Origin of the sequence: Kitasatospora sp. SC0581 (genome assembly GCF_048159585.1) — a bacterium.
Classification (GTDB): Bacteria; Actinomycetota; Actinomycetes; order Streptomycetales; family Streptomycetaceae; genus Kitasatospora.
Genome location: NZ_JBLRWA010000001.1, coordinates 652,717 through 665,974 on the forward strand (window position 1 = coordinate 652,717; position 13,258 = coordinate 665,974).

At 75.4% G+C, this 13,258-nt stretch carries 5 protein-coding genes and 1 pseudogene; all 6 read left to right on the top strand.

The features are described from left to right. Nucleotides 1-108: 108 nt before the first annotated feature. A pseudogene (locus tag ACLWS4_RS02760) lies at nucleotides 109-7,176 on the top strand (amino acid adenylation domain-containing protein); the annotation flags it as partial. Between the two features lie 103 nt (nucleotides 7,177-7,279). Next, on the top strand, nucleotides 7,280-8,326 hold the full coding sequence (locus tag ACLWS4_RS02765) for a class I SAM-dependent methyltransferase (protein ID WP_049649758.1): 1,047 nt from the start codon (nucleotides 7,280-7,282) through the stop codon (nucleotides 8,324-8,326). After that, nucleotides 8,326-9,366, top strand: a complete 1,041-nt coding sequence (locus ACLWS4_RS02770) for a pyridoxal phosphate-dependent aminotransferase (protein ID WP_416873244.1) — start codon at nucleotides 8,326-8,328, stop codon at nucleotides 9,364-9,366. The genes ACLWS4_RS02765 and ACLWS4_RS02770 overlap by 1 nt, the downstream gene beginning before the upstream one ends. Before the next feature lie 200 nt (nucleotides 9,367-9,566). Beyond that, complete coding sequence (locus ACLWS4_RS02775) at nucleotides 9,567-10,862, top strand: MFS transporter (protein WP_416873245.1); 1,296 nt, start codon at nucleotides 9,567-9,569, stop codon at nucleotides 10,860-10,862. A gap of 91 nt (nucleotides 10,863-10,953) precedes the next feature. Then, a complete protein-coding gene (gene hppD / locus ACLWS4_RS02780) occupies nucleotides 10,954-12,051 on the top strand; it encodes a 4-hydroxyphenylpyruvate dioxygenase (protein WP_049649755.1) in 1,098 nt (365 codons plus the stop codon). Beyond that, nucleotides 12,048-13,199 (top strand): alpha-hydroxy acid oxidase, encoded by a 1,152-nt coding sequence (locus ACLWS4_RS02785; protein ID WP_375876915.1) that lies wholly within the window; start codon nucleotides 12,048-12,050, stop codon nucleotides 13,197-13,199. The genes hppD and ACLWS4_RS02785 overlap by 4 nt, the downstream gene beginning before the upstream one ends. The last annotated feature ends 59 nt before the right edge of the window (nucleotides 13,200-13,258 follow it).

The window sequence follows — 13,258 nt, forward strand, 5'->3', positions numbered from 1 at the left end:
CGCGCCACCGGCACGGCCCGCCCCCGCCGCACGACCGCTCCGCACCACCGGGCACCGCAGCCCCACCAGCCACAGCAGCCGTACGTCGCCAGTCGGAGGCAGACCTTGATCCCGTTGTCGTTCGCCCAGCAGCGGCTCTGGTTCATCGAACAGTTCGAGGGACCGAGCGCCCTCTACAACACTCCGTTCGCCCTCCGGCTGACCGGCGGGCTCGACGCCGCCGCCCTCGAAGGCGCGCTCGGGGACGTGGTGGACCGGCACGAGGTGCTGCGCACCGTCTTCCCCACCACCGACGGCCAGCCCCACCAGCACATCCTCACCGAGGGGCGCCCGACGCTGCACCGGGTGCCGGTGGCCGACGAGGCCGAGCTGCCCGCGCTGCTGCACGAGGCCGCCGGGCAGGTCTTCGACCTCGCCGCCGACCTGCCCGTGCGGGCCTGGCTGTACGCGCTGCCCGCGCCGGACGAGCACGTCCTGCTGCTGCTCACCCACCACATCGCCAGCGACGGCTGGTCGGTCGCCCCGCTCTTCCGCGACCTCGCCGAGGCGTACCGGGCCCGGACCACCGGCACCGAGCCGCGGTGGGAGCCGCTGCCGGTGCAGTACGCCGACTACACCCTCTGGCAGCGCGAGCTGCTCGGCGAGGAGGACGACCCGGAGAGCGTCGTCTCCCTGCAACTCGCCCACTGGCGGCGGGAGTTGTCCGACCTTCCGGAGGAGCTGGCGCTCCCCTACGACCGGCCGCGCCCGGCCCGACCGAGCCGCCGCGGCGGCGCCGCCGACTTCGAGCTGGACGCCGAACTGCACGGCGCGCTCACCGAGTTGGCCTCCGGCCGGCACGCCAGCCTGTTCATGGCGCTGCAGGCCGCGGTCGCCACCCTCTACACCCGCCTCGGCGCCGGCACCGACCTGCCGCTCGGCACCCCCGTGGCCGGCCGCACCGACGAGGCCCTGGACGACCTGGTCGGCTTCTTCGTCAACACCCTGCTGCTGCGCACCGACACCTCCGGCGACCCGAGCTTCCGCGAGCTGCTCGACCGCGTCCGGCGCGCGAACCTGGACGCCTACGACCACCAGGACATCCCCTTCGAGCGCCTGGTCGAGCACCTCAACCCCACCCGCACCCCCGCCCGCCACCCGCTCTTCCAGACCGTCGTCACGCTCAACGCGGAGCAGGCCGGCGACCTCGCCTTCGGCACCGCGACGGGCACCCCGGTCGAGGTCGGCGAGGCGCAGGCCCAGTTCGACCTCAACTTCAACTTCGTCGAGCGGCTCGCGGCCGACGGCACCTGCCTGGGCGTGCGCGCCGCCGTCGACTACGCGGCCGACCTCTTCGACCACGCCACCGCCGTCTCCCTCGCCGAGCGGCTGGTGCGCGTCCTGCGCGCCGCCGTGGCCGCCCCGGACGCCCCGATCGGCGGCATCGAGATCCTCGCCCCGGCCGAGCGCGAGCAGCTGCTCACCGGCTGGAACGGGCCGGCCGCGCCGGTCGCCGAGCAGAGCCTGCCCCGGCTGTTCGAGGCCCAGGCCGCCTCCACCCCCGGGGCCCTCGCCCTGGTCTCCGGCACCGAGCGGCTCGACTACGCGGAGCTGAACGACCGCGCCAACCGGCTCGCCACCCTGCTGCTGGAGCGCGGCCTGACCACCGAGCAGCCGGTCGCGGTGCTGATGGAGCGCTCCGCCGGGCTGCTCACCGCCGTCCTCGCGATCGCCAAGGCGGGCGGCACCTACGTCCCGCTGGACGACCGCTACCCGCTGGACCGGCTCCAGCACATCCTCGCCGACACCCGCACCGCCCTGCTGCTCGTCGACCCGGCCCACCAGGGCCACCCGGTGCTCGCCACCGAGGGCTTCGCCACCGTCGAGGTCACCGACGCGCTGCTCGCCGGGGCCCCCGCGGCGGGCGACCCGGCCGTGCCCGTCCTGCCCGGCCAGCTGGTCTACGTGATGTACACCTCGGGCTCGACCGGGGTGCCCAAGGGCGTCGCCGTCACCCACCGCAACGTGGTGGACCTGCTGGGCAACCCGCACTTCCGGGCCGGCCACCACGAGCGGGTGCTGCTGCACTCGCCCACCGCCTTCGACGCCTCCACCACCGAGATCTGGGCGCCGCTGGTCACCGGCGGGGCGATCGTGCTCGCCGAGCCCGGCGAGCTGGACATCCGCCGCCTCGCCGAGACCATCACCACCCACGAGGTGACCCTGGTCCAGGCCCCGTCCGGCCTGCTGCGGCTGATGGCCGACGAGGACCCGGCCGCCTTCCGCAACGTCCGCCAGGTGTGGACCGGCGGCGACGTCGTCCCGCCGGAGTCCGTCCGCCGGCTCCACCGGGCCTGCCCGGACACCTCCGTGGTCGCGGTGTACGCCCCCACCGAGACCACCGCCATCAAGACCACCTTCACCATGGCCCCGGGCGAGCCCGTCCCCGCCGTGGTGCCGATCGGGCGCCCGCTGAACAACACCGGGCTGTACGTGCTGGACACCGCGCTCCAGCCCGTCCCGGCCGGTGTGGCCGGCGAGCTGTACATCGCCGGGGCCGGCCTGGCCCGCGGCTACGTCGGCCGCCCCGGCCTGACCTCCGAGCGCTTCGTCGCCTGCCCGTTCGGCGAGCCCGGCGCCCGGATGTACCGCACCGGCGACCTGGTCCGCTGGACCGCCGACGGCGTGCTGGAGTTCCTCGGCCGGGCCGACGACCAGGTCAAGATCCGCGGCTTCCGGATCGAACTCGGCGAGGTGGAGGGCGCGTTCACCGCCCTCCCGGGCGTCGGCCAGGCCTTCGCCGTGGTCCGCGAGGACCGGCCCGGCGACAAGCGCCTGGTGGTGTACGCCACCGGCGACGGCACTCCCGCCGAGCTGCGCGCCGCCGTCGCCGACAGCCTGCCCGGCTACATGCTCCCAGCCGCCGTGGTCGTCCTCGACGCCCTCCCGGTGACGGCCAACGGCAAGGTGGACCGCCGCGCCCTGCCCGCCCCGGACTGGACCGGCGGCGCCGAGGGCCGCGCCCCGCGCACCGACACCGAGCGCGCCCTGTGCGAACTCTTCGCCGACGTCCTCGGGTTGGAGCGGATCGGGATCGACGACAGCTTCTTCGACCTGGGCGGCCACTCGCTGCTCGCCACCAAGCTGGTCGGCCGCATCCGCACCGCGCTCGGCACCGAGCTGCCCGTCCGCACGCTGTTCGACGCCCCCAGCGTGGCCGCGCTCGCCGAGGCGCTGCCCGCCCCGGGCGCCGCCCGTCCGGCCCTGCGGCCGGTCGAGCGCCCCGACCGCGTCCCGCTCTCCCCCGCGCAGCAACGCCTCTGGTTCATCGACCAGTTCGAGGGGCCGAGCGCGCTCTACAACACCCCGTGCGCCCTCCGGCTGACCGGCCCGGTCGACGCCGCCGCCCTCCAGGCGGCCCTGGCGGACGTGCTGGAGCGCCACGAGGTGCTCCGCACCGTCTACCCGACCACCGACGGGCAGCCGCACCAGCTGCTCCTGGAGAACCCCGAACTCCCGCTGCACACCGCCTCGGTGGCCTCCGAGGAGGAGCTCGCGGCGGCCCTCGCCGAGGCCGGGTCGCAGGTCTTCGACCTCGCCCGCGACCTGCCGGTCCGCGCCACCCTGCTGTCGCTGCCGCACCAGGAGCACGTCCTGCTGGTGCTGATGCACCACATCGCCACCGACGGCTGGTCCGTGGTCCCGCTGGTGCGCGACCTCGCCGAGGCGTACCGGGCCCGCCGCACCGGCACCGCCCCCGGCTGGGAGCCGCTGCCGGTGCAGTACGCCGACTACACCCTCTGGCAGCACGAGCTGCTCGGCACCGACGAGCGGCCCAGCGCCCTGCTGACCGACCAACTCGCCTACTGGCAGCAGGCCCTGGCCGACCTCCCGGAGGAGCTGACGCTCCCCTTCGACCGGCACCGCACCGCCGCCCCGAGCCGCCTCGGCGCCGCCGTCGAGCTGCGGATGGACGCCGGACTCCACACCTCCCTGGTCGACTTGGCGCAGCAGAGCCGGGCCAGCGTCTTCATGGTGATGCAGGCCGCGCTCGCCACCACCCTGGGCCGGATCGGCGCGGGCACCGACCTGCCGATCGGCACCGTGGTGGCCGGCCGCACCGACGAGGCGCTGGAGGACCTGGTCGGCTTCTTCGTCAACACCCTGGTGCTGCGCACCGACCTCTCCGGCGACCCGAGCTTCCGGGAGCTGGTGGAGCGCGTGCGGGTCTCCACCCTGGACGCCTTCGAGCACCAGGACGTGCCCTTCGAGCGGCTGGTCGAGCTGCTCAACCCGGTGCGCTCGACCGCCCGCCACCCGCTCTGCCAGGTGATGCTGACCTCCGGCGGCGACGCCGGGGAGATCGGCCTCGACGGCCTGCCCGGCCGGGTCGAGCAACTGGACTCCGACCTCGCCAAGTTCGACCTGACCTTCGCCTTCAGCGAGAGCTTCGACGCGGCCGGCGCGCCCGCCGGGCTGGGCCTGACGGTGGAGTACGCCGTCGACCTGTTCGACCGGGCCACCGCCGAGGCGACGGCCGCCCGCTTCGAGCGCGCCCTGCGCGCGGTGCTGGCCGACCCGGACCTCGCGGTGGGCCGGGTCGAGGTGCTGGCGCCCGAGGAGCGCGAGCAGCTGCTCACCGGCTGGAACGACACCCGGGAGGACCTCCCGCTCGGCACCTTCCCGGCGCTCTTCGAGGCCCGGGCCGCCGCCCGCCCGGAGGCCGTCGCGCTCTCCTTCGGCGCCGAGCAGGTCACCTACGGCGAGCTGAACGAGCGCGCCAACCGCTTCGCCCGGCTGCTGATCGAGCACGGCGCGGGCCCCGAGCGGTTCGTCGCGATCGCCCTGGAGCGCTCGATCGAGCTGATCGTCGCCCAGCTCGCCGTGCTCAAGGCCGGCGCGGTCTTCCAGCCGCTGGACCCGCGCTACCCGGCCGACCGGATCGCCTACATGCTGGACGACGCCCGGCCCGCGCTGGTCCTCACCAGCCGGGCGCTGGCCGACGGCCTGCTCGCCGACAGCACCGTCCCGCGGCTGCTGATCGAGGACCTGGACGCCTCCGGCCACCCGGCGCACGACCTCACCGGCACCGCGATCACCCCGCACTCGGCCGCGTACGTCATCTACACCTCGGGCTCCACCGGCCGCCCCAAGGGCGTGGTGGTCACCCACACCGGCCTCGCCGCCATGGTGGAGAGCCAGCGCCGGGGCCTGGCCGTCACCCCGGACAGCCGGGTGCTGCTGTTCGCCTCGCCGTCCTTCGACGCGGCCGTCTGGGAGCTGGGCATGGCGCTGCTCACCGGCGCCCGGGCCGTCCTCGGCGACGCCGACCAGCTGCTGCCCGGCCCCTCGCTGACCGAGCTGATCGCCGAGCAGGGCGTCACCCACCTGACCCTGCCGCCGACCGCGCTGGCCGTCCTCGCCCCGGACGCGCTGCCGGAGGGCGGCACCCTGGTGGTGGCCGGCGAGGCCTGCCCGCCCGACCTGGTCGAGCACTGGTCGGCCCGGCTGCGGATGGTCAACGCCTACGGCCCGACCGAGTCCACCGTCTGCGCCAGCATGAGCGAACCGCTCGCCGGCCGGATCGCCCCGCCGATGGGCCGGCCCGTGCTGGACACCCGGCTCTACGTCCTGGACGCCGCGCTCCAGCCCGTCCCGGCCGGGGTCGAGGGCGAGCTGTACATCGCGGGCGCCGGCCTGGCCCGCGGCTACCTCAACCGGCCCGGCCAGAGCGCCGAGCGCTTCGTCGCCGACCCGTACGGCGCCCCCGGCAGCCGGATGTACCGCTCGGGCGACCTGGTCCGCCGCCAGGCCGACGGCACCCTGGAGTACCTGGGCCGCACCGACCACCAGGTGAAGATCCGCGGTTTCCGGATCGAGCCCGGCGAGATCGAGGCCGTGCTGGCCCGCCACCCCTCCCTGGCCCAGGCGTTCGTGCTGGTCCGGGAGGACCGGCCGGGCGACCGCCGACTGGTCGGCTACGCCGTCGCCCACCCCGGGCGGACGGTCGACCAGGCCGAACTGCGGGCCCACGTCGGCGCGTCCCTGCCGGACTACATGGTGCCCTCGGCGGTCGTCGCCCTGGACGCCCTGCCGCTGACCGCCAACGGCAAGGTCGACCGCAAGGCCCTGCCGGCCCCCGACACCACCTGGCTCGGCTCCGGGCGGGCGCCCGCGACGCCCCAGGAGGAGCTGCTCTGCGGCCTGTTCGCCGACCTGCTCGGACTGGAGAAGGTCGGCGTGGACGACAACTTCTTCGAGCTCGGCGGGCACTCGCTGCTGGCCAGCCGGCTGGTCGCGGGCCTGCGCGACCTGGTCGGCGAGGGCGACCGGGTCGGCGTCCGCACGCTGTTCGAGGCGCCGACCGTGGCCCGGCTGGCCGAGCGGCTCACCCGGGGCCCGGCCGCCGAGAGCTTCCCCGTCCTGCTGCCGATCCGCACCCGCGGCTCGCGCCCGCCGCTGTTCTGCGTCCACCCGGCCGCCGGCATCAGCTGGGTCTACACCGGCCTGCTGCGCCACCTCGACGCCGAGCAGCCGATCTACGGCCTCCAGGCCCCCGGCCTGGCCGACCCGGCCGCGCACCCGGCCTCGGTCGAGGAGCTGGCCCGGACCTACCTGGCCCGGATCCGCGCCGTCCGCCCCGAGGGCCCGTACGCCCTGCTCGGCTGGTCGTTCGGCGGGGCCGTCGCCCACGCGATCGCCGCGCTGCTGCGCCGCCAGGGCGAGGAGGTCCGGCTGCTCGCGCTGCTGGACGCCTACCCGGGCACCGGCGAGCCGGGGCCCGAGCAGTGGCGGGACGACCCGGCGCAGCTCGCGGTGATCCTCGACTCGCTCGGCCACCCGGCCGGGGAGGTCACCGCCTGGCCCGCCGACGAGGACGGCTACGCCGCGCTCGTCCGCGACGGCGAGGGCCCGCTGGCCGGCCTCAGCGGCGCCGGGGTGGCCCGGGTGGTCTCGGTCTTCCAGGCCAACGCCGAGCTGTCCCACGCGCTCCCGCTGCCCGGCTACGACGGCGACGCGGTGTTCTTCACCGCCGCCAAGGACCGGCCGGCCGACGCCCCCGACCCGGAGAGCTGGCGCCCGCACCTGGGCGGCCGGCTCGACGTCCACGAGGTGCCGAGCACCCACGGCGCGATGACGGGCACCGAGGCGCTCGCCGTCATCGGCCCGGTGCTCGCCGCCCGCCTGACCTCCTGACCTCCTGACGCACCGACTTCAGACCCCTACCGACCGCAGGCGACCGACCTGCGCACACCACGCGGACCGCACCCGGTCCGCCCACCGAGAAACGGACACCACCATGACCACTGCGGCCATCCCCGACACCTGGCGTGGCATCACCCCGTCGCCGATCACCTCGACCGACGCCTACAACGGCTTCATCGCCGCCAACGTGATCTTCGCGCTGGACCGGATCGGCCTGCTGGAGTCGATCGGGCGCGGCGAGCCGCTCTCGGCCGCCGAGGCCACCGCCCAGGCCGGCGACACCGCCCGGACCGAGGCCGTGCTGCGCGCCGCCGCCGACTACGGCTACCTCAAGGCCGACGGCGACGCCTACCTGCCCACCGAGGCGGGCCTGGAGATCGCCGCCGCGCGCGGCTACTTCACCTGGGCCGTCGGCGGCTACCACGACGTGTTCGGCCGCGCCGGCCACCTGAGCGCCGGCACCCACCGCTACGACACGGACGTCTTCCGCGACGAGGCGATGGTCGCCCTCGGCTCCGCCCAGTGCGACCAGTCGCTGTTCGCCGCCCAGCTCACCGACGTGCTGAGCGGCATCGACTTCCGGCACATCGCCGACCTGGGCTCGGGCACCTCCGCCCGGGTGCGCCGGGTGGTCTCGCAGCGCGAGGGCTCCCGGGGCCTGGGCATCGACATCAGCCGCCCGGCCACCGACATCGCCCGCCGCGACATCGTCGAGGCCGGCATGCAGGACCGGGTCACCGCCGTCCGCGCGGACGTGCTGGGCCTGCTCGGCACCCAGATCGACAACGACGCCGAGGCCGCCGAGGTGGCCGAGGTCGACACCGTGATGAGCTTCTTCCTGCTGCACGACCTGCTGGCCGACCCGGCCACCCGCTCCTCGATCTTCACCCGGATGCGGGAGTCCTTCCCGAAGGCCCGCACCTTCGTCCTCGGCGACACCATGCTGCGCGACCCGGGCACCTCCGACGGCGCCCAGCCGGTCTTCTCGGTCGGCTTCGAGCTGGCGCACGCGATGATGGGCGTCCCGCTGCACACCAAGGCCACCTACGAGGAGCTGTTCACCGAGGCCGGCCTGCGGATCGACCGCGTCGAGGCGCTCGCCACCCCGCACTCCTGGCTCTACGTCCTCCAGGCCGACTGATGGCCGGCCCGTCGGACGCCAGGTACCTGCTGGCACAGAACGAGCACCCGTACCCGCCGCTGCCGTCGGTGCTGGCGGCGCTGGCCGAGGCCAGTGCCGACCTGCACCGCTACCCGGACTTCCGTCCGGAGCGGATCGCCGGGATCGTCGCCGACTGGCAGGACGTCCCGGCCGGCCAGGTCGTGGTCGGCCACGGCTCGGCGGGCGTGGCGCTGGACCTCTTCCACGCGGTGGTCGAGCCCGGCGACAACGTGGTCCACTCGGCGCCCTGCTTCGACGCGTACCCGCTGTTCTGCGAGATCGCCCGGGCCGAGGCCCGGCCGGTCCCGCTCGGCCCCGACGCCCGGCACGACCTGGCGGCGATGGCCGAGCGGATGGACGGGCGCACCCGGATCGTCGTGCTGTGCAACCCGCACAACCCGACCGGCACGGTCTACTCCTGGGCCGAGCTGACGGAGTTCTTCCGCCGGGTGCCGGCCACCGCGCTGATCCTGCTCGACGAGGCGTACGTCGACTTCGCCCTGGGCTGGCAGGCCCCGGACGTGCCGGCCCGGATCGCCGAGTGGCCGAACCTCGTGGTGCTGCGCACCCTGTCCAAGTCGCACGGCATCGCCGCGCTGCGGATCGGCTACGCGCTGGCGGAGGAGTCCGTGGCCCAGCGGGTACGGGACCACCAGGTGCCGTACGCGGTGAACCGGCTCCAGGAGGCAGGCCTGCTCGCCGCCGTCGGCGCCGAGGACGAGATGGCGCGCCGGATCGCCGAGATCGCCGCGGAGCGGGAGCGCACCGAGGCCGAACTGCTGCGCCTCGGCTGGACGGTGGCGCCCAGCGTCACCAACTTCCTGTGGGTCGACGCCCCCGGCGACCAGCTCCCGCTGCGCGCGGAGCTGGAGCGCCTGGGCGTGGCCGTGCGCTACTACCCCGGCCAGGGCATCCGGGTCGCCATCGGCGAGAAGGACGCCAACGACGCGGTGATCGAGGGCTTCGCCGCCGTCGCCCCGCTCGCCCCGGCCCACCCGGCCCACCCGGCCACACCCTGAGCGCCCGGCGCCCGACCCGCCGACGCGCCGACCGCCCGGCGCCCTGAGCACCCCGCGTGCGTCAGGGCGCACCCCGGGCGCCCCTGCACCACCGCACCGCACCGCACCACCGCACAGCACCACCGCACCACCGAGCACCACGGCACCACCGCACACCCCTGCACACCCCGAAGCGCCGTCGGCGCAGCGAAGGAACCGCCATGCACCCGCTGTTGGTCCGCCCGGAGTTCCGGCGCTACCTGGCCGGGCAGACCCTGTCCGTCCTCGGTGACAGCGCCCTCTCCATCGCCCTCGGCATCTGGGCCAAGGTGCTGACCGGCAGCAACTCCGCCGCCGGTCTGGTGCTGTTCTGCTTCTCCGCGCCCCTGCTGCTGCTCCCGCTCGGCGGCCTGCTCGCCGACCGGGTCCGGCGCAAGCCGCTGCTGGTCGGGGTCAACCTGGCGGTGGCCCTCTCGCTGCTGCCGCTGCTGCTGGTCGACGGCCGGGACACGGTCTGGATCATCTACTGCACCGCCACGGTCTGCGGTCTGGCCGGGGCCGTCCTGGCCCCGGCGCAGAGCGCGCTGCTGCGCAGCATCCTGACGGAGCGTCAGGACTTCGGCACGGCGGCCGGGTTGACCCAGAGCGCCCGGGCCGGCACCACGCTGGTGGCGCCGCTGCTCGGCTCGGGCCTCTACGGCTGGTTCGGCGGGCACGTGGTGGCGGTGGCCGACCTCGTCGTGCTGCTGCTGGCCGCGCTCAGCTTCCTCACCCTGCGGGTGGAGGAGGTCAAGCCGGAGCCCTCGGGCCTGCGGTGGCGCACCGAGGTGCTGGCCGGCTTCGTCCACCTGCGCGGTTCGGTCGGGCTGCGGCCGCTGGTCGCGGCCACCGCCGCCTCCGGCTTCGTGCTGAGCCTGCTGCAGCCGGTGCTGTTCGCGCTGACCCAGCACGGGCTGCACCGCTCGCCGCAGTTCCTCGGCGTGCTGGAGACCACCGAGGCCGTCGGCGCGCTGGCCGGCTCGGTGGTCGGCGGCCTGCTGATCGGCAGGCTCGGGCCGCGCCGGACGGTCATGGCGGGCTCGGCGGTGTTCGGCCTCGGGACCGTCCTGCTGCTCGCCCCGTCGCTGTACGTGGTGTCGGCCGGCCTGGTGATCGCGGGCGCGGGCATCCCGGCCGCCATGGTCGGCCTCGCCACCGCCGCCCAGGCCTCCACCCCGCCGCAGCTGATGGGGCGCGCCCAGGCGGCCGTCAACCTCTCGCTCACCGCGCCGCAGGCGCTGGCCGTCGGCGTCGGCTCCGGCCTGGTGGCCGCCCTGGACTTCCGGGTGGTGCTCGGCGTGATGGTGGTCGGCGCGCTGCTCGCGTCCGCCCACCTGATCGGCAAGCCGGAGGCCCCGACCGAGCCGCCGGAGCCCAAGGGCCCGGACGCGGACGCGGACACCGACGAGGGCGACGGCGAGGGCGAGGGCGACGGCCCGGCCGAGCCCGAGGACGCCAAGGACCTCCAGCCCACCTGATCCGGCACCGCCGCCGCACACGTACCCGTACGCCCGCTCCACCCGATCGTCCCTCAGCACCTCCCGTCCTCCTCACGAGAGAGCTCCTCTGATGACCGACCGTTCCTCTCCCACCGTCACCCCGATCCCCGTCGAGCTGGACCACGTCGAGTTCTACGTGGCCGACCTGGGCGCCGAGACCACCCGGCTGACCACGGAGTACGGCTTCGAGCTGCTCGTCCCGCCGACCGAGCGCGGCGAGGCCGCCGAGCGCTGCCTGTCCGCGCTGGTCGGCCAGGCCTCCATCCGACTGCTGCTCACCCAGCCGCTGGCCGCCGGCCACCCGGCCACCGGCTACCTGGCCCGGCACGGCGACGGCGTCGGCGCCCTCGGCCTGCGGGTGCCGGACGCCACCGACGCGTACCGCACCCTGACCGCCCGCGGCGCCGCCGCGCTGGGCGAGCCGAAGGCCGCGGACGGCTGCGTCACCGCGGTCGTCGACGCCTTCGGCGAGGTGGTGCACACCCTGATCGAGCGCGGCCCCGAGGTCCCGGCCGGCCGCATCCCCGGCCTGCCCGACCCGGCCCCGCTGACCGGAGAGGGCCAGGTCGGCCTGCGGACCGTCGACCACTTCGCCGTCCTGGTGCCGTTCGGCGAGCTGCGCAAGACCGAGCACCGCTACCGCGAGGTCTTCGGCTTCCGGACGATCTTCGAGGAGCGGGTCGAGGTCGGCGCGCTCGGCATGGACTCGGCGGTCGTGCAGAGCGCCGACCACAGCGTCACCCTGACCCTGATCGAGCCGCTCACCGCGGACGCGGGCGGCCAGATCGCCTCCTTCCTGGCCGGCCACGGCGGCGCCGGGGTGCAGCACGTCGCCTTCGCCGCCGAGGACGCGGTGCACTCCGTCTCCACCATGGCCGAGCGCGGCGTGCCGTTCCTGCGCACCCCGCAGACCTACTACGACGCGCTGCCCGGCCGCCTGACGCCGCTGCGGCACTCCTTCGAGCAGCTGCGCGAGCTGAACCTGCTGGTCGACCAGGACCACGACGGCCAGCTGTTCCAGATCTTCACCCGCTCCCAGCACCCGCGGAACACCTTCTTCTTCGAGGTGATCGAGCGCATCCGGGCCCGCAACTTCGGCAGCAACAACATCCGCGCCCTCTACGAGGCCGTGGAGCTCCAGCGCAACGCCAGCGAAGTGGCCGGATGAGCGCGTCCGTCCGCAACGAACCACCGACCGGCCCGGCCGGCGGGCGCCCGGCGCTGTCCGTCGCGGAGTACGCCGACCGGGCCCGGGCCGTGCTCGCGCCCGAGGTCTGGGAGTGGCTGGAGGGCGGTGCCGAGCGCGAGTTGACGCTCGCCGCCAACCGGGCCGCCTTCGACCGGGTGGCCCTGGTGCCCCGGGTGCTGACCGACGTCAGCACCCGGGACACCGCCGCCACCCTGGTGCGCAGCCGGGCGGCCCTGCCGGTGGCGGTGGCACCCGTCGCCTACCACCGGCTGTTCCACCCCGAGGGCGAGCTGGCCTCGGCCCGCGCCGCGGCTGCCGCGGGCGTGCCGTTCACCGTCGGCACGCTCAGCAGCGTCGGCTTCGAGGAGCTCGCGAAGACCGGCGCCACGCTCTGGTTCCAGCTGTACTGGCTGCGCGACCGCGGCCGGCTGCTCGACCTGGTCAGGGCGGCCGAGGAGGCCGGCAGCGAGGCCCTGGTGGTCACCGCCGACGTGCCGTACATGGGCCGCCGGCTGCGCGACGCCAGGAACGCCTTCGCCCTGCCGTCGGACGTCCGCGCGGCGCTGCTGGAGGGCGGCGCCGCCGGGCGGGCGCACGAGTCGACCGCCGCCGTCTCGGCGGTGGCCGCGCACACCGCGGAGCTGCTCTCCCCCGGCGTCACCTGGGCTGACCTCGAGTGGCTGCGCGGCGAGACCGACCTGCCGCTGGTGGTCAAGGGCGTGCTCGACCCGGCCGACGCCCGGCGGGCCGCCGGGATCGGCGCCGCGGCCGTGGTGGTCTCCAACCACGGCGGCCGCCAGCTCGACCGGGCCGTGCCCGCCGTGACGATGCTGCCGGAGGTCGCCGAGGCGCTGGCCGGCGAGGACTGCCAGGTGCTGCTGGACAGCGGGGTGCGCGGCGGCTCGGACGTGCTCACCGCGCTGGCCCTCGGCGCCACCGGGGTCCTGCTCGGGCGCCCGCTGATCTGGGGCCTGGCGGCCGGCGGCGAGGCGGGCTGCACCGAGGTCCTCGACCTGCTCGCCACCGAGCTGCGGCACGCGCTCGGCCTCGCGGGCTGCGCCGACCCCCGGGCCGCCGCCGAACTGCGCACCACCACCCTGCCCTGCCCCGTCTGGAGCACCCCGTGACCACCATCGCCGCACCGCACGACCTGCTGCTCGCGGGCCTGCACACCTCCCTCGCCGAC

Bases quoted from the DNA above. Each gene is read 5' to 3' on its own strand.
- ACLWS4_RS02765 (WP_049649758.1), top strand. From the start codon at position 7,280: ATGACCACTGCGGCCATCCCCGACACCTGGCGTGGCATCACCCCGTCG.
- ACLWS4_RS02770 (WP_416873244.1), top strand. From the start codon at position 8,326: ATGGCCGGCCCGTCGGACGCCAGGTACCTGCTGGCACAGAACGAGCAC.
- ACLWS4_RS02775 (WP_416873245.1), top strand. From the start codon at position 9,567: ATGCACCCGCTGTTGGTCCGCCCGGAGTTCCGGCGCTACCTGGCCGGG.
- hppD (WP_049649755.1), top strand. From the start codon at position 10,954: ATGACCGACCGTTCCTCTCCCACCGTCACCCCGATCCCCGTCGAGCTG.
- ACLWS4_RS02785 (WP_375876915.1), top strand. From the start codon at position 12,048: ATGAGCGCGTCCGTCCGCAACGAACCACCGACCGGCCCGGCCGGCGGG.